This is a genomic window from Mariprofundus aestuarium (assembly GCF_002795805.1).
In the GTDB taxonomy this organism is placed as follows: Bacteria; Pseudomonadota; Zetaproteobacteria; order Mariprofundales; family Mariprofundaceae; genus Mariprofundus; species Mariprofundus aestuarium.
On the sequence record NZ_CP018799.1, the window covers coordinates 2,048,646 to 2,073,139 of the forward strand.

Sequence of the window (24,494 nt, forward strand, 5' to 3'; positions counted from 1 at the left end):
GGGTTCAGCATGAGTAAAAGATCATTTTCCGCATTGTTACTGGCATCACTGTTCATTGCCGCTCCGGCCTGGAGTGGCGGCCTGCTGGACAAGGAGCTGGCCAAGACCCTCAGGCAGGGTGTCGAGGAGAAGATTACCGGCAAATCATCCACCCCGATGGAGGAGGAGGTCGCCATCGGGCGGCAGATCGCCGGCAACCTGCTTGGCGCAGCCCCGCTAGTCAGGGATGCGAAGCTGCAGAAGTATGTTAACAGTGTCGGCCGCTGGGTCGCCGACCAAAGCGAGCGGCCCGATCTGCCCTGGCACTTCGGCGTCATCGCCTCGAACGACATTAATGCCTTCGCTGCACCCGGCGGCTATATCTTTGTTACCCACGGCCTCTACAACCTACTGCAGAACGAGGCCGAACTGGCCGGGGTCCTGGCACATGAAGTCGGCCATGTCATCCGCCAGCATCATCTGAAGATCTTGCAGCAGAGCAAGCTGCTTGATCTTGGCAGTCAGGTGGTTACCCAGAAGGTGGGCGGCAACGACAGGGTGCAGGGGTTAATCGGCAGCGGCGCTGAGATCATGGCGCGCTCACTCGACAAGAGTGCCGAGTTCGAGGCGGATCGCATCGCCGTCGTACTGACCACCCGTGCCGGTTACGATGCATTTGCGCTGCCGGGCGTACTGCAGCAGATCGGCCACTTCGCCAGGGACGATGGTGATGTCGCCCTGCTGTTCAAGACCCATCCCCATCCTGATGCCCGGCTCGACAGGCTGGGTGCGGCGATGGGCAGTCATTTTGATGGCATCGAAGGCAGGACGCTGGAGGCAAGGCTCTATCACATCGCCCCCTAGCCGGTAATCGATCATATTCCGGATAAAAAAACGCTTGCAGAGATTGACTTTCAAGGGTTGTTTCTATAGTGTAAATACACGTTCGTTGCACTGGTTGTGTGGCTTGTAAACTTTAGCCGATGCGTACTGAACGGGAGCTTGGCTATGCTGGCTGTGTGAATCCCTCACGGGATACCTGATGCCGGCATGCGGCGCCCACCTTACATAAAGGGTTCAGCCTTTACAGGCCATCGTGCCTGTGCAACGACAAGGATTTCAGAAAAGGCCTGCCACTCCTCCCCCTCTTGGCAGGCCTTTTTCGTTTCTGCTCGCCAGTCGCATATTGTGCCACTGTGACTCTCAATCACTTGATTTACCCTTGCCCAAAGAGGGGGTTGGTAGTAAAGTGGATACAGTTTCGTTGCACTGGTTTGTGGCTTGTAAACTTGGGCCGATGCGTACTGAACGGGAGCTTGGCTATGCTGGCTGTGTGAATCCCTCACGGGATACCTGATGCCGGCATGCGGCGCCCACCTTACATAAAGGGTTCAGTCTTTACAGGCCGCAGATCAGTGTTTCGGAATAACTATTCATGAAAGGCCTGCCGGCTCCCTCTCCTTCCCGGCAGGTCTTTTTTTGTTCATCGCTGAATAACGCGAAACACCTAGATGGGAATCATTTGTAAGTCATTACAGGTAGTTTTTAAGTGTATGGATTCACTTGTTCTTTCTTGTTGCCCAAGAAAGAACCAAAGAAGGGCGCCCGGGAAACAGCATCAGGTCAGGTTCAGTCGTACCCCCTGTTCTCCTCCGCTCGCTTCTTCTGTTTATCATCCCACCGTTTGCGCCTCTCCAGGTAGTCGCTCTTATCCTCCGTATGTCGGATCACCGGATGGCGTACCTGGCGCGCTTTGTTACTGCTTCTGATAACAGCGTGTTTGCCACCCTTCTCAGCTTTTTCTGCCTGATTTTTATTATCTTCTGGAGACGACTCATAGGGTATGCGGCTCATATTGATCCGGGCCGGGTTGTAATCGGGGTCAAGCTGCAGTGACTCATTAAAGTGTGTGCGCGCAGCAGGCAGGTCACCCCAAAGCATCTGGGCTAGGCCGAGGTCATTGTGGGCAGCCGGGTTATCGGGGCAGAATTTGATACCCTTTTCCATCAGGGCGATTCTCTCATCCACGTACTCTGCTTTAGTTGCCTTGCGAAAGTACTTATCACCCTTGTTGCAGGACTTGCGGTGATAACGCGCCGCCGATGCATGGATGCGGTCACCCTTCTCCATATCCAGGAAGCCACCAACCAGACCACCGAGCACGCCGCCATGAATCCCGTCTTCGAACACCTGATCTGGAGCGGTACCGCCCTCTGCCCCATGAGCCGTTGCACAGGGCAACAGAAACAGCGTCGCAGCAATAAAAACAAATCGTTTCATCGTCACCTCTAGAGCAGCTTCACTTCAAGCGCATCAACCGCTGCATCTCTGGCCGCCATCTGCGACACCAGAACAATACTATAGCACATTTTCTATACTCCGCTTGGTTGCCTGCCCTGCCCTCGGAACCGATCGTTATCGAGTTTCCTTACCTAAATAGAGATACGGGGCACTCACCCTTCGGTGTTGGCATCATCTCCATGGTTCTCATAATCATCGGCATCATAATCATTTGCGGGGATGTGGAACTCTATTCCCAGAATCTTAGTCGGTGTTGATCCACAAGCAGAAAGCAGGGTCAGAAGCGTAACAAGAAGAATCATTTTCATATGGCACCTCTCATTTAGCGATAGATAGATTTGCACATAACAGTGCAACTGTCCAACAGAACCCTGTTCACTGTCAACTGATGCGCGCTTTAACCACCCCTTTTACATGCCACGCAGGCACCATGGCCTAAGCGGCTCCTGCCCTGCCAGTGCGGCCTGTAGTTGGGCCAGGATCTTTCCCCTGTCGCGGGGAAGATTACCGGCCAGGGCCAGCGCATTGGAGGCGTGATTGGAGCGGAAGATCACTGGTCTGGGAGGATTAATGCCGCTGATCAGGCGCTGCTGTTCGAGAAGGATGGCGTGATCCTCCTGGAACTCGAAGGGCTCCGCGAACTTATCCCGGAATTCAGCAGTAATCTCATCCTCAAGGTAGATCTGCAGCATGGAGAAGTAGGTGACTGGCGCCCTGTTAAGCAGTTCAATGGTGCCATCGATATGCTCCTGCCAGCGGCTTTTACCACCCAGACCAAGGATGACGGTCGCGGAGACCTTCAAACCTGCATCAGATGCCTTCTGCATCGCCTCAGCGATACCCCGCTGGCTGGCCCCCTTGGTGATCTTCTTCAGAATTAGGTTGGAGCCGGACTCAATGCCGAGGTAGAGCAGCTTTAGACCACGCTGCTTCAGCAGGGTCAGCTCATCTGCCCCCTTGCCCAGAAGGTTCGCAGGTGTGGCATAACAGGAGACTCGGTTCAGCATGGGAAATACCGCATGCAGTGCATCGAGAATCGCTACAAGTTGCTCTGTCGACAGGCTGAGCGCATCGCCATCGGCGAGGAATACCCGCCGCGCATCAGGTGCGCTGCGGGCAGCACGGCCGATATCTTCAATTACATCCTCAAGCGGCCGCTGGCTGTACTGCTTACTCCGATACATCGAGCAGAAGCTGCAGCGGTTGAAACTACAGCCGAGTGTCACCTGGATGATCAGATTCTCCGCCTCGCTCGGTGGCCGGTAGAGCGGCATGTGATAGTTCAGTGGCATAATCACAAACTAGGGAGTTTAGAAAAAACCGCATCCTGCAATTTTTGGTATCAGGGCTTGCTTCTCCCTTCTTGCGAACAATCGGAATAGCGGGGCTTTTAGTTTGAGACCTGATTACTAAAGCTGTGCGGGCCAAAACGCCCATTTGGCTCTAAGCCTATCGCGCGACGAGACAGCGTCGCTTGCTTCCCGTTAGCAGATTGCCGAGACCAACATTTTCAATCGCCCCTATGCATGATCTGAGCCGATGCCTTTGACTGCCGAAAGCATCGGCCATTCAATACTTATCTCTATGCTTCATTACTGATTTGATATGTCGCCCGAATGCCTTGTCCTTTTTACGTTTCTCGTGATGTGACATCTGATAAAAATCCGACTCTTTATTGAGCTTCAGGTAATTCTGAAAGTGATCTTCACTCAGCTCGCCATTCTCGATTGCCATCAAAATCGCGCAACCGGGTTCATTGCTGTGGCTGCAATCAGCAAAGCGACAATTTGCTATAAGTTCTACAACGTCACTGAAACTCTCATCTATCCCTTCACTGTCACCTACCATGCCCAGCTCTCGCATTCCGGGCATATCAATCAACATTGCTCCATCTTCAAGCATAATCAGTTGGCGGCGCGTCGTGGTATGTCGACCTTCGCCTGTTGCGCTAACAGACTTGGTTTCCAATTCAGCTTTGCCGACAAGTCGATTGATCAATGTGGTTTTACCTACACCGGAAGAGCCAAGAAGGCAGTACGTTTTTCCGGCCGCCATGAGCGCTCTGACCTGCTCAATCCCGCTCCCGGTCACATTGCTTAGCGCAATGATTTGAGTGTTAATGCCTGCGCTGCGAATGTTCGCCATCAATAGCTCCAGTTCATCTGGGCTTATCAGGTCTGTCTTGGTAAGAAGAATCAATGGCTCAATCTGACCTTCATTTACCATGACCAGGTATCGCTCAAGTCTGCGAATATTAAAATCGAAGCGGCATGACTGGACAATGAATGCTGTATCAATATTGGCAGCAATCATTTGAAACTCTATCTCCCTTCCCGCAGTTTTCCGGCGTAAGAGCGTTTTTCTTTGAAGGATTGCGTGAATGCTCGCAAAAGCGTCGCTGTCATGGTGCTCTACAGAAACCCAGTCCCCAACACATGGAAAGTCCGCAGGTGATTCAATCTCATGCAAATACTTCCCCAGCAGAACTGCTGAAATTTCTCTGAACCCATCATTTACAATGCACCTGCCTCTGTCTACTGCAATGACTCGAGCAATGCTCTGCTCCGGCTTAACCAGCTCTTTAGCGTGATCTTCAAACCAACTGTCAAAGCCAAGTGCAATCAATTCCATGGGGTGATCTCCATTTGAATCTCTAAATGAAATCCACATCTAACTATATCCCGGAATTTAAATTCTAACAGCCGGCAAATGATGCATTTTGTGAAAGCAGACATTTGCGCCCCCAAAAAGGGCTCCTTAACTACACAAGCAAGGCTAGCAAAACATTTGTCTCGGGCGGAGGATCGGCAGCCTTCAGCCCACCATTCCTGCAACCACCATAAACAACTAAGCTGCGGGCATGCGCCCAAAACCACCACCGAACTACCTTGCCGGTTATCCCGCCAATCTGGTAGAGAGAGTCCAACAGCTGATCGAGCAAAACAGTTTGGCTGAGTGGCTACTGAAAAAGTATCCGCACAGCCATTCGGTGCGCAGTGACAAGGCGCTTTATGCGTACGTGATGGAACTCAAAGAGACCTATCTGCGCAAGGCGGGGCCGCTCAACAAAGTGGCTTTCGACAGCATGCTGCACCTCACCCGCAATGCGCTCGGCATGCACTCCAGCAAGTCGCGGGTGCACGGAGCAAAGCTCAAGGCCAAACGCGAGATCCATGTGGCGACGATGTTCAAGGATATGCCGCCCGAATTCCTGCGCATGATTGTGGTTCACGAACTTTCCCACATGAAGGTGGCCGAGCATGACAAGTCGTTTTATAAACTCTGCTGCAACATGGAGGCGGATTACCATCAGCTGGAGTTCGATCTTCGCGCCTACCTCACCTACCTCGAATCAGGTGGTGAGCCGCTCTGGAAGGTCACAGCGTAAAGGCATCCGTATTCCTCCGGATACCCAGTTCATAAAGCAGCCGTAGCATTGCAGCTGCCACCACTCCTCTCCTCTCCCTCCCCTCCCGCGGAAGGAGTGTTGGTAATGATAACTGCAGGAGGCGAGTCCCATGAATCCATTCCGGGCCAAGAGAATCGCCGACTATTTTTCTCGTCTACCTTCCATACAGAAAACAGCCTCTACGGCGTAACCATTCGCTATATGGGTATTAAGATTCATTTTGAAGATGAGCACGGTCTCTGGGAGCTCCTTCACAGCCTCTGCAAGCACACCCAACAGCAGGATCTCATCAAGGAAGCGGCAGCAAAACTCATCGCCTGACCTAGGCCACTTGTAAATAATGGGTTGCCCTGGCCGCAAGAAAGCAGTTGCATGTCTCCCGTTTTTACCTGCCACTAGGAAGGAGACAGATCATCATGTTTAAAGCATTCAGAATTATGAGCTTCATCGAAGGAATATCGTTCATCGCCCTGCTCTTTATTGCCATGCCTGCCAAATATCAGTTCGATCTTGATCTTGTGGCTATTGCCGGCCCGGTTCACGGATACCTCTGGATAGCTTATCTCGTGATGCTTGAGATCGTAAGCCGCAAACACAACTGGGACAAACCGCTGTGGAACTACGCCTTTATCACCTCGATCCTGCCCTTCGGCTGCTTTTTCCTCGAAAAAAGGCTCAGGAGCATCGCCCAGACTTCTGCTTAACCAGCCAGCATAAAATCAATAGTTACTGACTTCACTGAAGTTAGACTACTCCCAGTCATTCGTTCGAGTCCTGCACGGCTCCCCATGCAGGACTCGAACGAATAACAGATAACTCAGCCCTCCTCCATCATCATGACCAGCAGATCAGTGGGACCGGGATCAACACCTGCCTGAAAGAGCAGGGTCGTGGTCTGGCCGCGGTGGTGGGTCTGGTGGTTGAAGAAGTGCTGTAACAACTGACCCAGCAGACGCTCCTGTTTCTCGCCTGCCATGTTGCGGTAGCGAATCGACTGGGCCAGAAGCTCAGACGTCAATGTTTCGGAAAAATCGAGAATCAAGCCATCAATGCTTCTGCGGGTTTCGGTCAGTTCGGCAAAGTCATCGAAGAGGATTTCACGCGACGAGGCGGGGGTGGGGTACTCGGTAAGCGGATGCGCCAGTGCTTCGCGGCAACCGGGACTGGTGGCAAAGCGGTGCAGCCAGAAGAGATCGGCAATCAGGATATGGTTGAGGGTGCCAAGAATCGAGCCGAAGAAGGCATCGCGATCCTCTGCAATCGCATCGGCAGGCAGCTCACTTACCTTCGCAAACAATTTGCGGTTCATCCAGCGGTTGTAGCGCGCCATGCGTTGCAGATATTCAGTCATCCCCTCGCCCTCGCCCTCGCCCTCGCCCTCGCCCTCGCCCAAACGAGTATAGCAGGGAATCTAAACTTTGCTGGTTTAAGGTGCCCCCGCTTTTGGGGGCACTCAAAACCTGGCTTTTATGATCTTACTGCAGCGTTGTGAAACCGAGGCTATCGATCAGCTGCCTGGCTTTACTCGCTATGTTTTCATTGCGGTTTTCAGGGTAATAACGCTGAGAGTAACTAAAGCTGATGGCGGCATTCCGGTTCTGGGGGTGCCTGCAAACCAACGCATAAACATCAAGGATCATGAGACCGGGTGTATCTGTCCGTTTCTTTGCGCCATGGTCTTCAGTCACGATATGGGAAAAGGCGCACGGCTCACCGCGATGTTCGTACAGCGCGACAACATGGGTGAGCGTCCTGTATCTATCCGGATTGGCAATATCCGTATCATTGGCCTGCCCCTTCTTTACGGCTCGCACAAAAGCTTCATCTGATGCGAACGTCGGAAACTTGAAAAGCTTCCCCTGGATAGCATGCGTCTCATCCGTGGAAGTGCCCTCTCTCGCCAGAGCAACCGCATGAGGCATCCGCCCGAGAATATACCACCCCTTCTCATCCAGTGGCAGAAAGGAGAATCCATTCTGAACAATGGTTTTGGGCGGGCTATCTACCGGCTGTAGATTATGGCGCTTGGGTGCGCATCCCGCGAAAACGGCGCTGATCACAACAGCAATGAGAATCCGTGATAATTTCATTTTAATATCCCCCCGGTTTATGAATCAATCAGTTCCAGCTTCTTTTCAGCATCGGATTCAAGAGCGCCCTCACTATCTTTCGCTGTACTCTTGAAGCGCATAAACCGTGTTGCAACCTTCTGGTTTGGATAGATGCGATACCTTTTAATATACTCAAAAAGGATATCGCCAAGCTCGATCTTTTTGCCCGCGGTTACGTGAAAGGAGACAAGCCCATCACCGCCAGCCTGTACCTGCGAGGGGAATCCATTGACGGAGACCATGACCATCTCAAACATATAGTCACCCTCGGGTAGAATAAGCTGAACCTGTTGCGGCCACTGATTTTCGTAAAGCTGCCAGATGAGCGCATCCGGCCCGGCCATAATCTCGCCCCAGCCTGCCCCCTTTTTGAAAACGCGGATAAGTTCAATACCAAAGTTACCCGGTGCACTCCGCTCACTGACGTTTTTACCATCATCCTCGATCTGAGTGTACTGCCGCCATATATTTATGGAGACCGCGCCATGCGTAGCATCCACAACCGCAGCTTTTTTTGCCGCCGGCGAGGCACATCCAGCAAGCCCGAACAGACAGAGCAGTGCCGCTGCAATAAGCCATCTGTTCACTTCCCCTCTCCCCTGCATATCCACCCTCCGATAAACTTACCCCAGTATAGCAAAGAATATGAACTTTGCAGGGCAAAAAAAGGCCCGCAGTGATTGGCTGCGGGCTCTGGTTATCCAAGCCTGATCAGTCGTCGTGCCGCTCATCGCGATGGTCACCGTAATAACCGCGATCCTGATAATTGCGCTGCTGGCCAACACCCCTTTTCGGCGCCTTGTAACGGCTCATGCGATTGATGTTGCGCTGGGCCGGATAGTAGTGCCGATCAAGCCTGAGGGCTTGATTGAAGTGAATGCGCGCACCCACACGGTCACCCCAGATCATCAGTGCCACGCCGAGATCATTGTGTGCCGCCGGATTGTTCGGGCAGTAACCGATGCCCTGACGCATCAGTGAAATTCTGCCGCCCAGATCGCGGGCATTCCTAGCCCTGCTGAAGTAGACATCACCCCTGCCGCAATTGCTGCGGTGATAACGCGGTGCGGATGCCTGAATACGATCATCCCTGTCATCGGCCAGCATCGCCCCTGCCAGGCCGCCCAGTATGGCGCCGATGATGGCCCCTTCGACAATCTGATCGCTCTGGGCCCCGATGATTGCGCCGGCTGTCGCCCCGACTGCGGCCCCCTGCGTAGCAGACTGCTGCTGATGTGTGGTGGCACAGCTGGCGAGAATCAGGATCGCTGCAATAAGTGTGAATCGTTTCATGATTACCCTCCGTTCAACAGGTTATAGCAGAGTCTCTGAAGCGTGGCTATTGGGCAAATCAATAGCCGCGGTTTGCCTCAACGATGCCGTCAACGAACTCCTTGATCACCTGCTGCGCATGCGGCTCGAGGAAGGTGAATTCGGCGCGGCACTCATAGCTGCCATTCACCTCGGAGACGCGCAGAACCTTGGCATAGATATCGGTCAATTCAGCGGACATCAGCGAGACGGCCATGGAGATCTTGATATCACAGAAGGGTTCAATGGATACCGGGCTCTCTATGTACATGCCACCGTAGCTCAGGTCGACGATGCTGCCATGGTACTGCTTCGGTAACACCTGCTTGCCATCGAGAAGCTGAAAGACCACAGGCATATCGGCTTCGACGCGCGGGGAGTTGCGTATTTCCCGAGCCGGTGCGACCAGAACCCTGGGGCGTGATACCGACAGCAGCTCATACATACGGACCGCCCCCTTCTTACCCTTAACCTTAACCTCGTTGATGTGGCCGACCTCGATATAGTCACGGGCAAGCCGGTAGGTGTTTTCGCTGAGCAGGATCTGCCCGCGCAGGCTGTGGGCCTCGACGCGGGAGGTCAGGTTCACCTGGTCACCGATTACGGTATATTCGCTGTGCAAGGCGGAGCCAAGGTAGCCGGCAACGACCTCACCGGTATTGATGCCGATGCCCATATGCAGCGGTGCGAAACCGGCCTCACTGTTTGCCCTATTGATCTCGCCCATAGCCACCTGCATCTCGATAGCGCAGGCCAGCGCCGCCTCGATGTCGTCTTCAGCCTCGATCGGCGCACCGAACAGGGCCATGATGGAGTCGCCCATAAATTTATCGATGGTGCCACCGTGACGGATAATGATCTCGTTCATGCAGGCAAAATAGCGATTGAGAACCGCCACCATCTCAAGCGAGGTGTACTGCTCTGCGATTGAGGTGAAGCCGCGCAGGTCTGAGAGCAGGATCGTTACCTCCCGGCTATCGACTTCCTGGGTATTGACCAGCGATCTGTCGATGGCACTTTCGATCTGCTGCTGCAGTGAGGCAGCCTCGATTGCAACCGCCTGTTTCGACGCAAACAGCTCCAGAAGAGAGGTTACAAGCTGGGCTTTGTTGATCTTCTGCATGGCAGTCAGAACTCAGGAGATGTTCACGGGATGCTGGACGCGATGACTTCCGGGCTGAGTGAACTCCGATGTACCTGATTCAAAACATAGTTGACCCATCTGACCTCCTGTTAATTGAACAGAGTATAGCAGAAAGATCGCTCTTTTGAGTCTTGATGGAAAGCAGTCAGGGAAGTTGGCGAACCTCGATCGGCATGGCCCTAATCTTTTCATAGATCCGGCGCACACGGCGGATCGGCCACCAGTCGTAGAGATAGATCTGGATCGGTCGCCACATCGCGACCCAGCCACAAATCATCAGGCCCTCTTCGGCAATATCGCGCATCAATCCTTCCTGCAGTGCTGTAATAAGAAGTTCGCGCGCAAACAGGCAGCCGAACAAAAATAACAAACCTATCATCAGCGAGGTACGCCCCTGCAATAACATGAAGCGCAGGTTCATATCAGCATGGTGGGCACGGTAATCGAAATAATTTCGAACGGCTTCGGGAATTGACGCTGCATCCTCACTTTCGCACGCCTTGGCAGGCAGATAGATCAACAGCTTCAGCGGTCTGGCCAGCGGGAAATCTTTCACGGTATTGATGATGTAGTTCTCAGCATCGTCATCCAGATCCTTTTCGATAAAGGGAGCCGGATCGAGTGAATTGAAAAGCCCCCTGACCTCGCGTAGACGAAGCTCGATAAGATAATGACCATCCTCGCTGCTGTAGTGCGCTGCAAGGCGAGACGCTGTTGAAAAGAGATGCACGCCTTACCTTTAAAGGCGCCGCTGTGAGCAGATAGCGTGAACGAGAAGAACCGGCATGACATTAACCTCGACCTGAATCATTACCTCGTAGAATACGCTACAGCTATGTGGCCTGCCAAGTCTTGAGGATTTCAGAGCTCCCCGACTGTCGCGGGACAGGATTTTTCTAAACCAAGTGAGTGGCAATACCCAACTGTACAACTCGGGTATTGTCTGCTATAAGGATATACATCCGAGCGAGTGAAATATGATGCGCTGATTGAGGTTGTCATATGGGGTATTCAGGCATGGCCACCAGAAGAGTTGAAAAAAGAATCGCGAAAGAAATCGTAAAAGATATCAATAAGTTAAGACTCCTTCACATCGGCCGAAAAACAGATTTGAAGATGATATTTTCTACAGGCTTCATCGCATATTTTTTTGAATTAATGGAAAAAAGAAAACATAGCAGGGTGTTCCAGAACCTGCTGGATGGCTACCTGAAAAGTGGCAGGTATCCGGTCTCGTTAAAGAAAGCAATGGAGGGGAAAGAGGAGGTTGATGAGAGTGAGGTTCATAAGTTTTCCGAGAAAATTGATAAGGAACATGTGATTAAACAGTTCGTCTCTTTTGCACTGTTTAAGAAGCTCTACATCGTAAAGGACCTCGCCAAGGCCACCACTATTGATGAGATCCGGCTGGAAGAGATGAGGGCCTCTATTGTCTTCTTTGATAAGGTGCTCTCGGACCTGAAAGGGCACGCAGAGGGGGAAACCGGACGGGTCATTGGCCATGCCCTGACCATTGGTGCCGATATCACCACCCTTATCCAGAGTAAGGAGAGCCACCGCCGCAATCACCTTAAACCCCTGTTTGCAGCTGTTGCCCTCTTTATAGCGACCTACCTGCTGGCATTTACATTGATTGACCTTGACGCTTCATACAATGCCCTGCTTGGGTTTATTATGTTTGATTACTAAGCCGATCTGTTCGCAGAGAGCAAAGAAAACCTGGTAAGGGGGATATCATGAAGGGCCGTACTTTTCGCATATTCGCAATTTCTTCGTGTATAGCGTTTATAATTCTAACACTGATTATCATGGAGGTTGTCCTCTGATCATCAGCTTCCTCGATAAACAAAATAGAGGCATCGCGGAAGCCACGGGAAACAGTCTTAGTAAATAAGAACTGAAGGCGCTTCCTGAATTGCTATTGATGTAGAGGTATTTGTTCATTCTTTGGCCATACAAAGAACGAACCAATAAAAACGCCCCGGAGACCAGATGGCCCTTCGGCTATATGCATATGAAGGCACCCGCAGGGCAAAGATGTCGTGGGCGGCTTTCTTTACCGCTAAAGAAAGCGGGATGCTCTGCTCTAGCAGAGTAGTAACTTTGAATACATCTATCTAACGGGGAGCAAGCGGTGCGGCCCACCGCCTTCAGCGAAGTTTTAATACGGGTGAACCAAAAAAAGGCCCGCAGTGGTTAGCTGCGAGCCTTTTTGATTTAAGCAATAGAAGCCTTACAGCTTCTCTTTTACCCTCTCGATGGTAGCACGATGCACAAACCGCCCATTCACACGAATAGCCGGTGCATGCGGGCAGAGGCTCTGGCAATCCAGATTCTCCACTTCATGGCCCATCTCCCGTAACGCTTCGGCCATATCCCTGCCACCGAAGTCACTACAGCGAGGGCCGTAGCAGACACCGATAACCTTCTTGTTGGAACACATAAGAGAGACCTACTTTGCAGCAGCGCGCGCACCTTTTCCTGGGCGGCGAGAGCGATTGCTGTGTGGTTTGCGCGGTGAGCTTGGATCGTGCCTGCGATGATCGGGCTTTCTGCGTTGCTGCTGTTTTGGCAATTCTGTCGGCTCATTCTCTCCCGGTTCAAAACCAGGGATAACCACCTTCGGAATCGCCTTTTTGATCAGCCTCTCGATATCGGCCAGCAACTTCTTCTCATCCGCAGAAACCAGTGATAACGATTCGCCTGTGTTACCTGCGCGGCCGGTACGGCCGATGCGGTGCACATAATCCTCGGAAACATTAGGCAGCTCAAAGTTCACCACATGCGGCAGCTGATCGATATCAAGGCCACGGGCGGCAATATCGGTTGCCACCAGCACACGGACATCGCCGGCTTTAAAAGCAGCAAGTGCCTTGGTGCGCGCTGTCTGACTCTTGTTGCCATGAATCGCGGCAGCCTGAATACCATCACTCTCCAGCTGTGTGGTCAGTCGGTTGGCACCATGTTTGGTTTTGGTGAATACCAGCACCTGCTTCCAGTCACCCTCTTTAATCAGGTGGGAGAGCAGATCCCGTTTTCTGGACTTGGTGACCGGATGCACAACCTGTGTCACCTGATGCGCAGTCTCGTTGCGTGCCACCTCAACAAACACAGGTGAGCGCAGGAAACCGCTGGCCAGCTGTTTGATCTCCTCTGAGAAGGTGGCGGAGAAAAGCAGGTTCTGACGCTTTTGCGGCAACAGCTTCAGCACCTTGCGGATATCATGGATAAATCCCATGTCGAGCATGCGGTCAGCCTCATCAAGCACAAAGAACTCAACATGGCTAAGGTCACACTTACGCTGGCCGATCAGGTCGAGCAGGCGACCCGGTGTTGCAACGAGGATATCAACGCCGCGATTCAGTTTCTGAATCTGCGGGTTGATGCCCACGCCACCGAATACCACGGTGGAGCGTATAGGAAGGTATTTGCCGTAAGTGGCAATGCTCTCACCTACCTGTGCAGCCAGCTCACGCGTCGGTGTCAGCACCAGGGCGCGAATGACGCACTTTCTGTGACGCTCCGGATGTGTTTTCTGCATCAGCTGCAGCATTGGCAGGGTAAAACCTGCTGTTTTTCCTGTTCCGGTTTGAGCGCCGGCAAGCACATCGTGTCCTGCAATTACGACCGGGATAGATTTTTCCTGTACAGGCGTCGGGGTGGTATAGCCCTGATCGCTCACAGCACGAAGCAGTTCGGCTGAAAGGCCGAGATCATCAAATGTCATCAGTTATATTTTCCGTTGCGCCCGGACTAAAGACTCACTGAACGTGTTGGGTGCATGATTTATTTTCCGAATCGCCGGACATCAGTGATTGGCCGGGCAGACGAAGTGAAGCAGGGCTTCTCTTCAGGAGAGGCGCACCCTGTCTGTTTTCTCAAAAAGCACAACCTTATTTTATTTTCCGTTAGATTGCTTTGCGCCATCAAGCTGATCCGCTGCTATCCAGAAGCAGAAGTCATCAAAAGGCATCGGCCTGGCGTAATGGAAGCCCTGCACCTTGTGGACACCGATCTCCTTGAGGATTTTCCCTGTAGCCCCATCCTCAACACCTTCGGCAATGACCTCAAAGCCAAGGCTTGTTCCCAACTCAACAATCGCGTGGACAATCATCCGGTCCTTCTTGCTCTTGGCCATCGGAAAGATAAACGACTGGTCGATTTTCAGCTCATCAACCGGTAATTTTTTCAGGTAACTGAGCGAGGAGTAGCCGGTTCCGAAATCATCAATGGAGACAAGCACGCCCGTCTCGCGAAGCCGGGTAAGGGCATCAATCACCTGCTCGGACTGCTCCATAAACAGGCTCTCTGTCACCTCGACTGTCAGCTGCCTCGCCTCTAGGCCACTGCTGTTGAGAAGTTCGACGATGCGATCAATCATGTCTGATTCAGTCAGGCAGTGGCAGGAGAGATTAACCGACACCCCCACACTGTGTCCCGCAAGCTGCCACCGGGCACACTGGTCTATCGCCTCTTTCAGGGCCCATCTGCTGAGTTCTGTGATCAGTCCCGTCTTCTCAGCAAGGGGGATAAATTCACCCGGAGAGATAAAGCCTTCGTCTGGATGGGTCCAGCGCATCAACGCCTCGCAGCTGACAGCTTTACCCGTTTCAAGGTTGATCTGTGGCTGGTAATAGAGCTGCAGCTCACCCTCAGCCACCGCCTTTTTCAGGTCGCGATAGAGCTCCAGATGCCTGAGCTTAAATGGATTCAGCGATGCCTCATAAACCCTGAAGTTTCCCTGTTCCTTCTTGGCCAGCCGCATCGCCGAATCCGCATGCTGCAGCAATTCATTGGCGTCACTTCCATGCTCCGGAAAGAACGAAAAGCCGGTCGCAGCACTGATCTCCAGTGAGGTCTCCGCAACCTCCACCGGACGATTGAATACCTTCATGACCCGTCCTATGGCAATATCAACTAGGTTGGCATCAACCGTCGGCATAATGATGGCAAACTCATCGGCCCCGATATGGGCAACACTATCCATGTCACGCAGCGCGTTTTGCAATGCTTTGGCTGTATGTTTCAGTACTTCATCACCCGCCTTGTGGCCGAGCACGTTATTAATCTCAGTCAGGCGATCGATATTGACGACTGCAACAGCAATCGCTGTGTTGTTACGCCGTGCGATATTCAGAGCCTGTTCAAGGCGATCCAGCAACAGCCCCCGGTTCGGAAGTCCGGTCAGCTGGGAGTGCATCATCCGGTGCTTGAGCTCCTCCAGATATACTTGGGCGGTAGCGGTCCGCTCACGCACCTGCTCAGTCAGCTTCTGCTCAAAATTGTTACGCAGCATGTTGAAGATCGAAGCAATCAGTGCATAAAAGATAAACGCCGTGAAGAAGAACGTAAGCCGGTCTTCCTGGTAAGGCAGGGTAATTTCATCATAGGCGTGCAGGCCGGCACAGAGCAGCAGCGCAGCCCCGAACACAGAGATCCACAACCAGCCCCGATTCTGGCCCATGATGTAAAAGGCAACGAACGGGTAGACATAGATCCAGTACATTCCCGTTTCAGAGATGCCGCCATCAATAAACAGCGCACCGAAATTCAGTACGGCACCGAACATCAGCAGGTATTCGGCCAGAGTAATATAGCACGTTGAGGCTGAAAGCAGGATGCTGGGAAGCAGCAGTAGCAGGGTTGTCGAAAAGAGTACAGAGGCCAACCAGTAGTGAACCGCGAAATAGTTAATGACAGTGAACAGCAGGCAAACCGGGATGGAAGCGAACAGCGCCAGACGAACACCCTTACGGCGCTCCTCTACATCACGAGTCTCAGCTTCAGCCCTGAACCGCTCTTCCAGATCAGCGGACATGGGCCATCACAGCTTCAGGTTCAGATAACATGCTCACTCCGTGTGCTTTTCAGGTCACCTGAAAAATTGAGATTATTGCCAGTATAGCACAATAATCGACAAGCGGAATTCAAGCCTCATCAGAGGAGCATGCTGTTATTTGAAAGGTATCAGCTGCCAGGAACCGAAGGGGGAAGCTGCTCCTCCAGATAGGTGTAGCCGGCCAGCCCCTCTTTATAGAAGCGCAGGAACACGCTCGACTCAGCTGCAGTGAGGCGACCTTCCGCTTTGGCATGAGTCAGCTGACGGCGCATGCGGTCAATCAGAACCTTCTCGTTGAACTGCACATAATCGAGCACCTCAGCCACACTCTCGCCCTCGACAATCTGCTCCAGCTCATAGTGGTCACCATCCATACGCACATGAACCGCATGCGTATCACCAAAGAGATTATGCAGGTCTCCGAGTATCTCCTGGTATGCACCGGTCAGGAAGACGCCGATCAGATAATCATCGCCGTTGTTCATCGGATGCAGCGGCAAGGTCTCGGAGTGGCCGGATTCAAGCGCGAAATTCTGGATCTTGCCATCGGAGTCACAGGTAATATCCACCAGAATAGCCTGACGCTCAGGCTCCTCGTTTAACCTGTGGATTGGCACTACCGGGAAGAGCTGATCAATCGCCCAGGAGTCGGGCAGTGACTGGAAGAGCGAGAAGTTGCAGAAGTAGCGGTCAGCCATCTGGGTGCGGATACCCGGTATCAGCTCTTCGACCTCAGCCTCGTCCAGCCTCTCAATCAACACGGTCAGCATATGCCAGTAGAGCTCGTCAGCCTGTGCCCTCTCAGCCAGTGAACAGTGGCCAAGCACGAAGAGCCTGTTCACATCCTCGCGCAGGGAGACCACATCGTGCAGCGCTTCACGCGCTTCAATCTTGTCGAAGTCGGCATAGGTATTCCAGAGCTGGCGCAGCTGCATCGGCGCCTCTTCATCCGGCTCATCAACGGGAGGTTGGCTCGTCCGCTTGGTCACACCGAGCACATCAATCACCATCACGGAGTGATGGGCCACCAGTGCCCGCCCCGATTCGGAGATGATGTTCGGGTGCGGCAGTTCCTCATCGTCACAGACCGCCTTCAGCGACCAGACAATATCGTTGGCATACTCCTGCAACGAGTAGTCCACCGAGGTGTGGGTGCCGGAGATTGAACCGTCGTAATTAACACCCAGGCCACCACCGACATCCATGTATTCGATCGGAGCGCCTAGTTTGCGCAGCTCAACATAGAAACGCGCCGCCTCCTGCATCGCCTGTTTGATGCGGCGAATGCGCGGCACCTGCGAACCGATATGAAAATGCAGCAGGCGCAGGCTATCAAGCATCTCCGCGTCCCTGAGTTTACGAACCACGTCCACCAGTTCCGAAGCCGCCAGCCCGAACTTGGAGCGGTCACCACCGGAGTCTTCCCACTTACCCTGACTGGTTGCGGCAAGACGGCAGCGCAAACCGATCAGCGGCTCAACATTCAGGCGCCTGGATGCTTCGAGTATCATATCCAGTTCGTTCGCCTTCTCGACCACGATAAATACGCGTTTGCCCATCTTGCGCCCAATCATGGCAAGCTCAATAAACTCACGATCCTTATAACCGTTACAGACGATCAGTCCTTCAACATCTTCAAGCATCGCCAGCGTGGCATGCAGCTCAGGCTTGGATCCAGCCTCAAGACCCCAGTTGAACTCAGCACCGAACTCAATAATCTCTTCGACGACCTGGCGCTGCTGATTCACTTTGATCGGATAGACGCCGTAATAACGGCCTTCGTAGCCCGCCTCCTGGCGGGCAATAGAAAAACGCTGGTGAATCTGCGACATCCGCTGCTTCAGGATATCGGAAAAACGGAGCAGCAGTGGCGGATAGAGGCCTCGTCCGGCCAGCTCATCACAAAGTTTCTTCAGATCAATCTGATGTTCACCATCGGGAATGGCCACCATATTGCCGGCCTCATTGATCCCGAAAAAACCGTTACCCCAGCCCTCAACCTGATAGAGTTCGGCTGCAGATTCTGTTGACCACACCTTATTCGTCATCGCTTTCACTGCTCCGTTTGCGGCTGCGCAGGGCTGCCTGATCATCTCGCCACTTCTCGATTTTAGCATGGTTGCCAGATAACAGCACACCGGGAACCCGTTTACCCTCGAACTCCTCGGGACGGGTGTAGTGTGGCCAGTCGAGAATTCCCTCCTCGCTGAAAGAGTCGAGAGCAGCTGATTCAGGACTTCCAAGCACTTCTGGCAACAGCCGGATCACTGCATCAAGCAGGCACATTGCAGCAGGCTCGCCACCGGAGAGCACATAGTCACCGAGCGAAATCTCCTCATCGACATAATCACAGATGCGTTCGTCAAAACCTTCGTAACGGCCACAGAGCAGTGTAATGCCTGGTTTCTCCGTGAACTCCAATGCCTTGGCCTGACTGAAACGGGTGCCGGATGGGGTAAGCATCACAACATGCGTAGCGGGATCAATCTGACGCGCCTTGCGGATTGCAGCCACTACAGGCCCCGGCTTCATCAACATGCCGGGCCCACCACCATAGGGGCTATCATCTACCTTGTTATGTTTGTCAGTCGCAAAGTCGCGGATTTGAATGGTATCGACCTTCACGATACCGGCCGCTATCGCCCGTTTCGGAATCGAACAGGAGAGCGGTGAATCAAAGAATTCGGGGAAGAGCGTCAGGATCTGGGCGTGAAACATACGTCCATTCCTTCCGGAAGATCGACAACGATAATGCCCTCATCAAGATCAACCTCGACGATCGTCTCCTCAATGAACGGAATCAGCCATTCACCCTGCACTTCGGCATCCTCAGGTGAGCATACAACCAGATTATCCTGCGCACCGTACTCCTCAAGGGCCGTCACGCTACCGAGCAGCTCATCACTACCCTCTCGCAACACCTCGCAGCCGATCAGCTCCTCCCAGAGGTACTCGTCATCATCGACCTCAACCTCGGAAGCAGGCACCCAGATTTTCAGTTTCTTAAACTGTTCAGCGCTGTTGCAGTCGGTGATGCCATCGAGATCAGCAAGCATACGTTTACCATGCTGCCAGCAGCGTTTGACCTTATGGGGCTTGGCCGCCTCGGCAGTTTTACCCACCCACCAACAAGAATACCCGGCGACCGCGTTAGCGGGCCGGGTATGCGAGTATACTATCAGCGTGCCCTTGAGACCGTGGGCCCCAAGAATGTCGCCTATATGTAGATACGATGTATCGAGCGCCATCAACCAAAGCCTCAGTCAGGCTTCGTTGATCGGATCAATTAAGCGGACGCTTTGGCGATCAGGCTGGCGACACGGTCAGAAACCTGTGCACCCTGATCGGTCCACGCTTTCACGCGGTCCAAGTCCAGCTCAATTACTTCCGGGTCAGTACATGGGTCGAAGTAGCCAAGCTTCTCGATGAATGCTCCATCGCGACGCTTACGCTCGTCCATGACGACTACAGAATAAAATGGACGCTTCTTGCGACCACCACGGCTCAAACGAATCACTGTTGCCATATTTGAAAAACCTCCGAAAAACAGGCGGCGCACTATAGAGAGATAAAGTGTCGCTCGCAAGGAACTAAATATTCTAATTTTGTATTCTCTAAAAAAATTCAAAGCACCCAGGTAACCCTTGAATACTTCGAATCACAAATCTACAGGATTGTAGATTTGGACGAGCTTCAGCTCGCCCGCAGGGTGAGGCACATGGATGTGCCGAATCACATCTTCGGCATGCCCGGCGGCATACCGCCACCCATGCCACCACCAAACTTGCCCATCATCTGAGTCAGCATGCGTTTGCCTTTGCCGCCCTTCATTTTTTTCATCATCCGCTGCATCTGCAGAAACTGTTTAAGCATGCGATTGAGCTCAGGTACGGATGTGCCGGAGCCCATGGCAATACGGCGCTTGCGACTGCCATTCATCAGCTTGGGATACTTGCGCTCTTTCGGCGTCATCGAGTAGACCATCGCCTGCATGCGCTTGACCGGCTTGTCATCGATCTGATCCAGCGCCTCCTGCGGAAGTTTCATGCCGGGCATCATCTTCAGCATACTCGCCATGCCGCCCATGTTCTGCATCTGGCCCAGCTGCTCGGCAAAATCACCAAGGTCGAACTGCCCCTTCTTGAGCCTGTCGGCTGCCTTCTCCGCCTGCTGCTGATCGACACCGGCCTGAATCTTCTCCACCAGGCCGACCACATCGCCCTGTCCGAGAATACGGCCCGCCATACGCTGCGGATCAAACAGCTCAAAGGCATCGACCTTCTCACCCGTACCGACATAACGAATCGGAACGCCGGTGCTGTGCGCCACAGAAAGGGCCGCACCACCACGCACATCCGCATCGGTCTTGGTCAGGATACAACCGGACATATTCACTGCGGAGTGGAACTGCTCGGCAATCTGCAGTGCCGTCTGGCCGGTCATTGCATCAAGCACCAGCAACCGTTCGGTAGCGCCAACCGCAGTGGCAACATCCCTGATCTCATTCATCAGTTCATCATCAACGACCTGACGGCCGGCGGTATCGAGAATCAATACATGGTGACCATCACGACCGGCCTGTTTGACGGCTGACCTGGCCATGGCAGCGGCACTGCCGCCCTCACCTGCGATGTAGGGCACATCAACCTGTCCAGCGAGTACCTGCAGCTGCTCTCGTGCAGCAGGGCGCGTCGCATCCACAGAGGTAAGCGCCACTTTCTTGCCCTGACTGACCAGCAAGCGGGCAAGCTTGCCTGCCGTGGTTGTTTTACCGGCACCCTGCAGACCGCAGAGCAGGATGACCGAAGGAATCTTGGAGAGATCAAGATCACGACGCTGACCACCTAGCAGGTCGGCAAGAGCATCGTTAAGGATTTTAATGATCACCTGACCAGGCTGCAGGCTCTTGGCCACCTCCGCACCAAGGGCACGTTCACGCACCTCGTTCATCAGGTGACGTGTTACAGGCAGCGCAACATCAGCCTCAAGCAGCGCCATGCGCATCTCGCGCAGCGTTGCATCCAGGTCGGCCTCGGAAACGCGCGCGGCTCCGCGCAGTTTGTGGGCGATATCGCCGAGCTTTTCACTTAAACGGTTGAACATCTTTCTCTCCTGCTACCCCTTCACAACAGCATCAAACGGGCTCGCCATTCTGTGACAGCCGCACGGCGGGTCAATGCTCGGTTTCGCCTGTTATATGGAAGGCCAGAACATGCGCCTGCAAAAACAGAAAGAGGAGGCAGCGCCTCCTCTTTCACCATCAGCTCCGAAAAAACGCTTAGACGATCATACCTGCGCCAACAGTGTTGTTAGTGAATGTATCAATCATAATAAAGCTGCCGGTAATACGATTATCCACATAACGATCGTAGTGCAGCGGTTTCATCAGCTTCAGGGTAATCTGGCCGATCTCGTTCATGGCCAGCTCGTCTGCATCCTGCTGATGATCCAGCGTATGGATATCTGTCTTGAAATCGATACTGGCCACCATCGCCTTCACGCTATTGGTCGTGTGCTTAACGATGTATTTCTGACGTTCTGTAAGTGGCTCATCGCCAATCCAGCAGACATTGGCTGTCAGTTCCTTGGCATCCATCGCCTTGTCGCCAACGTGGGTGAGCATGTCCCCGCGTGACACATCAATCTCATCATTGAGCGTCAGCGTCACACTCTGCGGTGCAAATGCTTCATCAAGGTTGCCATCGAAGGTGACAATCTCTTTGACTGTAGAGCTGTTGCCGCTCGGTACGGATACGATTTTATCGCCGACTTTAACGGTACCTGAAGCAATCGTGCCCATGAAGCCACGGTAATCAGGAAGGTCGACGGTCTGCGGACGGTTCACCAGCTGAACAGGCATACGGAATGGCAGGCTGTCGATATCGCCCAGTGTGGAGAGCGTCTCCAGGGTTTCCAGCAATGTTTTGCCTTCATACCAGTTCAGGTTATCACCGCGTACGGCAACCATGTCACCATCAAGTGCCGACATTGGCAGGCAGATCAGATTCTTCACGCCCTGCTTGTCGCAGTAGGCCTGCATCTCTTCGCGAATATTCTCATAGATCGCCTGATCAAAACCAACCAGATCCATCTTGTTCACCGCCACAATCAGGTGGGTAATGTTCAACAGTGCCAGAATATGGGTATGACGCTTGGTCTGCGGCATCACACCGTTGCGTGCATCGATCAGGATAATCGCAGCACTAGCGGTCGAGGCACCAGTCACCATGTTGCGGGTATATTGCTCGTGGCCCGGACAGTCGGCCATGATGAACTTGCGTTTCGGGGTGGCGAAGTAGCGGTAAGCTACATCAATGGTGATACCCTGCTCGCGCTCAGCGGAGAGGCCATCAGTCAGCATTGCCAGATCAATCTCGGATGCCGAAGCGATATGATGCTCCTGCCCCTTCTTCTTGCGTACGGCCAGAAGCTGATCCTCGAACGCACCCTTGGTGTCCACCAGAAGGCGGCCAATCAGCGTCGATTTACCATCGTCCACACTGCCTACCGTCACCAGTCGCAGCAGTTCGATCTCTTCAGTCATCTTAATATTCAGTTCAGTCATCTGTTAAACCCCATAAAACCTTTCGCGAGCCCCTTTAAAGAAGCTCCCCCTCCGCTCAGGACGGGTGGCGAATCAGCCCCGCTGATTCGTGAGGCGGGCAAAACCACGCTTTTGCTCGCCGATAAAAGCCAAAGTCCATGGACGGACTTTGGCGCATCAATAAATCAGAAGTAACCCTCTTTCTTTTTGTCTTCCATACTGTTGGAGCCGTGATCGATGATACGCGTTTCACGCTCCGAGCGGCGTGCTGCTGCTGCCTCGATGACAATCTCATCCATGTTCGTTGCATCCGAACGCACGGCACCGGTACACGGACTGCAACCCAGCGTACGGAAACGGCTCATCACCATCTTCGGCTCCTCGCCTTCAAGCAGCTGATCCTTCATCTCTTCATAGTAGGGAATCAGCAAATTCTTGCGCTCCACCATCAAGCGCTCCTTGGCAAAGTAGAGCGGTACAATCGGAATCTTCTCCTCGCGGATATAGAGCCAGACATCCATCTCGGTCCAGTTGGAGATCGGAAATACACGTACGCTCTCACCTTCATGAATACGACCATTGTAGAGGCTCCACAACTCAGGACGCTGGTTCTTCGGATCCCACTGGCCGAACTCATCTCGCATCGAGAAGACACGCTCTTTGGCCCGGCTTCGCTCCTCATCGCGACGTGCACCACCAAAGGCAGCGTCATACTCACCCTCTTCCAGCGCATCGAGCAGCCCCTGAGTTTTCAGTGCGCCGCAGCAGCGGGCCACACCGTGATCCTTCGGATTCATGCCCTTGGCAATCGCATCCTCGTTTTTTCGCACGATCAGATCGGCGCCCACCTCTTTGCAGTAGTCATCGCGAAACTGATACATCTCTTTGAACTTGAAACCGGTATCCACATGCAGCAGCGGAAACGGCAGCGGTGCAGGATAGAAAGCCTTGCGTGCCAGATGCAGCAGCACGCTTGAATCCTTACCCACCGAATAGAGCATCACAGGGTTGCGGAACTCCGCCACCACTTCACGGATGATATGAATCGACTCCGCCTCCAGCGCTTTAAGCTGTGTCAGTTTATGTTCTGATATTTCACGTTCAGACATCATCTTCTCCTACTGCCTGTTACCTTAAATTCCTTCACCATCTTCGATATCGCCAGTTACCTGCTTGATACTCATCACATGCAGGCCGCACTCTGCCACACCGTCATCATTTTCCCACCACCAGCGACCGGCACGTTCATCCTCGCCCACCGTGATGGCACGCGTACAGCATTCGCAACCGATGGACTGATAGTGGGCATCATGAAGCCTGTTGTATGGCACACCGTTGGTGCGCACATACTCCTCCACATCGTTCAGGCTCCACTCCAGCAACGGGTTGTACTTTTTCAAACCGTACACCACATCAGTTTCAATCAATTGAAGATCGGCACGCCCCTTCGACTGCTGGCGGCGCCTGCCGGTAATCCACGCCTCTTTACCTTCCAGTGCCCGCATCAGCGGCCGAACCTTGCGAATTTCACAGCAGTCCTTGCGCAGTTCTACCGACTTCCTGAACAGGTTTACCCCATGCTCACGAACCATCGCTTCAACTTCATGGCAGTCGGGAAAAAGAACCCTGACCCGTATCCCGTAGCGTTCCTCAAAGGCAGAAACTACATCATAGGTTGCCTGCGGCAGACGCCCGGTATCAAGTGTCATAATAGGGATATCGAGGCCATTTCTGCAGATCAGGTCCACCATCACCGAGCCTTCCAGCCCCATGGAGCACGGGTAGACCAGAGCATCGCCATGGGTCTCCTTGGCCACTCTCAGCAGCTTCACTGCCTGTTCAATTAAAGCACTCAT

27 protein-coding genes and 1 other RNA gene are annotated in these 24,494 nt (G+C 53.2%); 6 read left to right on the forward strand and 22 right to left on the reverse strand.

Annotated features, from left to right (window positions below; genetic code table 11):
* Positions 1 to 9: 9 nt before the first annotated feature.
* Entirely contained in the window at positions 10 to 843 is an 834-nt protein-coding gene (locus tag Ga0123461_RS09890; RefSeq protein ID WP_198507056.1) for a M48 family metalloprotease, read from the forward strand.
* 200 nt (positions 844 to 1,043) lie between these two features.
* Here the strand turns inward: Ga0123461_RS09890 and Ga0123461_RS12415 are convergent, their stop codons facing one another.
* The gene (locus tag Ga0123461_RS12415; RefSeq protein WP_157819308.1) at positions 1,044 to 1,190 is read right to left on the reverse strand and encodes a hypothetical protein; all 147 of its coding nucleotides are present in this window, start codon (positions 1,188 to 1,190) and stop codon (positions 1,044 to 1,046) included.
* Between the two features lie 52 nt (positions 1,191 to 1,242).
* On the opposite strand from Ga0123461_RS12415, the gene ssrS reads away from it, so the two are divergent.
* Positions 1,243 to 1,402: non-coding RNA, 6S RNA (gene ssrS, locus Ga0123461_RS12825), on the forward strand.
* A 206-nt stretch (positions 1,403 to 1,608) separates the two neighbouring features.
* Here ssrS and Ga0123461_RS09900 read toward each other — a convergent pair.
* The 4 genes from Ga0123461_RS09900 to rsgA form a co-directional block, all read right to left on the reverse strand.
* Positions 1,609 to 2,259 (reverse strand): hypothetical protein, encoded by a 651-nt coding sequence (locus Ga0123461_RS09900; RefSeq protein ID WP_100278184.1) that lies wholly within the window; start codon positions 2,257 to 2,259, stop codon positions 1,609 to 1,611.
* A gap of 173 nt (positions 2,260 to 2,432) precedes the next feature.
* A complete protein-coding gene (locus tag Ga0123461_RS12420; RefSeq protein ID WP_157819309.1) occupies positions 2,433 to 2,588 on the reverse strand; it encodes a hypothetical protein in 156 nt (51 codons plus the stop codon).
* A 102-nt stretch (positions 2,589 to 2,690) separates the two neighbouring features.
* On the reverse strand, positions 2,691 to 3,572 hold the full coding sequence (locus Ga0123461_RS09905) for a radical SAM protein (protein ID WP_100278185.1): 882 nt from the start codon (positions 3,570 to 3,572) through the stop codon (positions 2,691 to 2,693).
* 277 nt (positions 3,573 to 3,849) lie between these two features.
* On the reverse strand, positions 3,850 to 4,911 hold the full coding sequence (gene rsgA / locus Ga0123461_RS09910; protein ID WP_100278186.1) for a ribosome small subunit-dependent GTPase A: 1,062 nt from the start codon (positions 4,909 to 4,911) through the stop codon (positions 3,850 to 3,852).
* A gap of 229 nt (positions 4,912 to 5,140) precedes the next feature.
* Here rsgA and Ga0123461_RS09915 point away from each other — a divergent pair, with 229 nt between their 5' ends.
* From Ga0123461_RS09915 to Ga0123461_RS09925, 3 genes are all read left to right on the forward strand, one after another.
* Positions 5,141 to 5,668 carry a YgjP-like metallopeptidase domain-containing protein gene (locus Ga0123461_RS09915; RefSeq protein WP_100278187.1) on the forward strand — a complete coding sequence of 176 codons (528 nt, stop codon included), beginning with the start codon at positions 5,141 to 5,143 and terminating at the stop codon, positions 5,666 to 5,668.
* 105 nt (positions 5,669 to 5,773) lie between these two features.
* The gene (locus tag Ga0123461_RS09920; protein WP_100278188.1) at positions 5,774 to 6,010 is read left to right on the forward strand and encodes a hypothetical protein; all 237 of its coding nucleotides are present in this window, start codon (positions 5,774 to 5,776) and stop codon (positions 6,008 to 6,010) included.
* Positions 6,011 to 6,105: 95 nt separating this feature from the next.
* Positions 6,106 to 6,393: a DUF3817 domain-containing protein gene (locus Ga0123461_RS09925; protein WP_100278189.1), complete on the forward strand. Its 288-nt coding sequence runs from the start codon at positions 6,106 to 6,108 to the stop codon at positions 6,391 to 6,393.
* Between the two features lie 113 nt (positions 6,394 to 6,506).
* Here the strand turns inward: Ga0123461_RS09925 and Ga0123461_RS09930 are convergent, their stop codons facing one another.
* The 6 genes from Ga0123461_RS09930 to Ga0123461_RS09955 all read right to left on the reverse strand — a co-directional run bounded on the left by Ga0123461_RS09930 (position 6,507) and on the right by Ga0123461_RS09955 (position 10,985).
* Positions 6,507 to 7,082 (reverse strand): DinB family protein, encoded by a 576-nt coding sequence (locus Ga0123461_RS09930; RefSeq protein ID WP_232710146.1) that lies wholly within the window; start codon positions 7,080 to 7,082, stop codon positions 6,507 to 6,509.
* An 82-nt stretch (positions 7,083 to 7,164) separates the two neighbouring features.
* Positions 7,165 to 7,779 (reverse strand): hypothetical protein, encoded by a 615-nt coding sequence (locus tag Ga0123461_RS09935; protein WP_100278190.1) that lies wholly within the window; start codon positions 7,777 to 7,779, stop codon positions 7,165 to 7,167.
* 17 nt (positions 7,780 to 7,796) lie between these two features.
* Positions 7,797 to 8,387, reverse strand: coding sequence for a hypothetical protein (locus Ga0123461_RS09940; protein ID WP_100278191.1), 591 nt, complete (start codon positions 8,385 to 8,387; stop codon positions 7,797 to 7,799).
* 124 nt (positions 8,388 to 8,511) lie between these two features.
* A complete protein-coding gene (locus tag Ga0123461_RS09945; protein WP_100278192.1) occupies positions 8,512 to 9,093 on the reverse strand; it encodes a glycine zipper domain-containing protein in 582 nt (193 codons plus the stop codon).
* Positions 9,094 to 9,151: 58 nt separating this feature from the next.
* Positions 9,152 to 10,234, reverse strand: a complete 1,083-nt coding sequence (locus tag Ga0123461_RS09950) for an adenylate/guanylate cyclase domain-containing protein (RefSeq protein WP_100278193.1) — start codon at positions 10,232 to 10,234, stop codon at positions 9,152 to 9,154.
* A gap of 166 nt (positions 10,235 to 10,400) precedes the next feature.
* Entirely contained in the window at positions 10,401 to 10,985 is a 585-nt protein-coding gene (locus Ga0123461_RS09955) for a hypothetical protein (RefSeq protein WP_100278194.1), read from the reverse strand.
* Positions 10,986 to 11,413: 428 nt separating this feature from the next.
* Here Ga0123461_RS09955 and Ga0123461_RS09960 point away from each other — a divergent pair, with 428 nt between their 5' ends.
* Positions 11,414 to 11,944 (forward strand): hypothetical protein, encoded by a 531-nt coding sequence (locus Ga0123461_RS09960; RefSeq protein WP_157819310.1) that lies wholly within the window; start codon positions 11,414 to 11,416, stop codon positions 11,942 to 11,944.
* Positions 11,945 to 12,488: 544 nt separating this feature from the next.
* On the opposite strand, the gene Ga0123461_RS09965 is transcribed toward Ga0123461_RS09960, so the two are convergent.
* The 11 genes from Ga0123461_RS09965 to Ga0123461_RS10015 all read right to left on the reverse strand — a co-directional run bounded on the left by Ga0123461_RS09965 (position 12,489) and on the right by Ga0123461_RS10015 (position 24,494).
* Positions 12,489 to 12,698 carry a thioredoxin domain-containing protein gene (locus tag Ga0123461_RS09965; protein WP_100278196.1) on the reverse strand — a complete coding sequence of 70 codons (210 nt, stop codon included), beginning with the start codon at positions 12,696 to 12,698 and terminating at the stop codon, positions 12,489 to 12,491.
* A gap of 9 nt (positions 12,699 to 12,707) precedes the next feature.
* On the reverse strand, positions 12,708 to 13,982 hold the full coding sequence (locus tag Ga0123461_RS09970) for a DEAD/DEAH box helicase (RefSeq protein WP_100278197.1): 1,275 nt from the start codon (positions 13,980 to 13,982) through the stop codon (positions 12,708 to 12,710).
* A gap of 171 nt (positions 13,983 to 14,153) precedes the next feature.
* On the reverse strand, positions 14,154 to 16,073 hold the full coding sequence (locus Ga0123461_RS09975) for a putative bifunctional diguanylate cyclase/phosphodiesterase (protein WP_100278198.1): 1,920 nt from the start codon (positions 16,071 to 16,073) through the stop codon (positions 14,154 to 14,156).
* A gap of 149 nt (positions 16,074 to 16,222) precedes the next feature.
* Entirely contained in the window at positions 16,223 to 18,211 is a 1,989-nt protein-coding gene (gene speA / locus Ga0123461_RS09980) for a biosynthetic arginine decarboxylase (protein WP_232710149.1), read from the reverse strand.
* Positions 18,132 to 18,812 carry a tRNA (guanosine(37)-N1)-methyltransferase TrmD gene (trmD, locus tag Ga0123461_RS09985; protein WP_100278200.1) on the reverse strand — a complete coding sequence of 227 codons (681 nt, stop codon included), beginning with the start codon at positions 18,810 to 18,812 and terminating at the stop codon, positions 18,132 to 18,134. The genes speA and trmD overlap by 80 nt, the downstream gene beginning before the upstream one ends.
* Entirely contained in the window at positions 18,791 to 19,342 is a 552-nt protein-coding gene (rimM, locus tag Ga0123461_RS09990) for a ribosome maturation factor RimM (protein WP_100278201.1), read from the reverse strand. The genes trmD and rimM overlap by 22 nt, the downstream gene beginning before the upstream one ends.
* 38 nt (positions 19,343 to 19,380) lie before the next feature.
* Positions 19,381 to 19,620 (reverse strand): 30S ribosomal protein S16, encoded by a 240-nt coding sequence (gene rpsP, locus Ga0123461_RS09995; RefSeq protein WP_100278202.1) that lies wholly within the window; start codon positions 19,618 to 19,620, stop codon positions 19,381 to 19,383.
* Between the two features lie 206 nt (positions 19,621 to 19,826).
* Complete coding sequence (ffh, locus tag Ga0123461_RS10000) at positions 19,827 to 21,197, reverse strand: signal recognition particle protein (RefSeq protein WP_100278203.1); 1,371 nt, start codon at positions 21,195 to 21,197, stop codon at positions 19,827 to 19,829.
* 175 nt (positions 21,198 to 21,372) lie between these two features.
* Positions 21,373 to 22,659: a sulfate adenylyltransferase subunit 1 gene (locus tag Ga0123461_RS10005; protein ID WP_100278204.1), complete on the reverse strand. Its 1,287-nt coding sequence runs from the start codon at positions 22,657 to 22,659 to the stop codon at positions 21,373 to 21,375.
* 164 nt (positions 22,660 to 22,823) lie between these two features.
* Positions 22,824 to 23,747, reverse strand: a complete 924-nt coding sequence (gene cysD / locus Ga0123461_RS10010; protein WP_198507057.1) for a sulfate adenylyltransferase subunit CysD — start codon at positions 23,745 to 23,747, stop codon at positions 22,824 to 22,826.
* 24 nt (positions 23,748 to 23,771) lie between these two features.
* Positions 23,772 to 24,494 (reverse strand): phosphoadenylyl-sulfate reductase, encoded by a 723-nt coding sequence (locus Ga0123461_RS10015; protein ID WP_100278205.1) that lies wholly within the window; start codon positions 24,492 to 24,494, stop codon positions 23,772 to 23,774.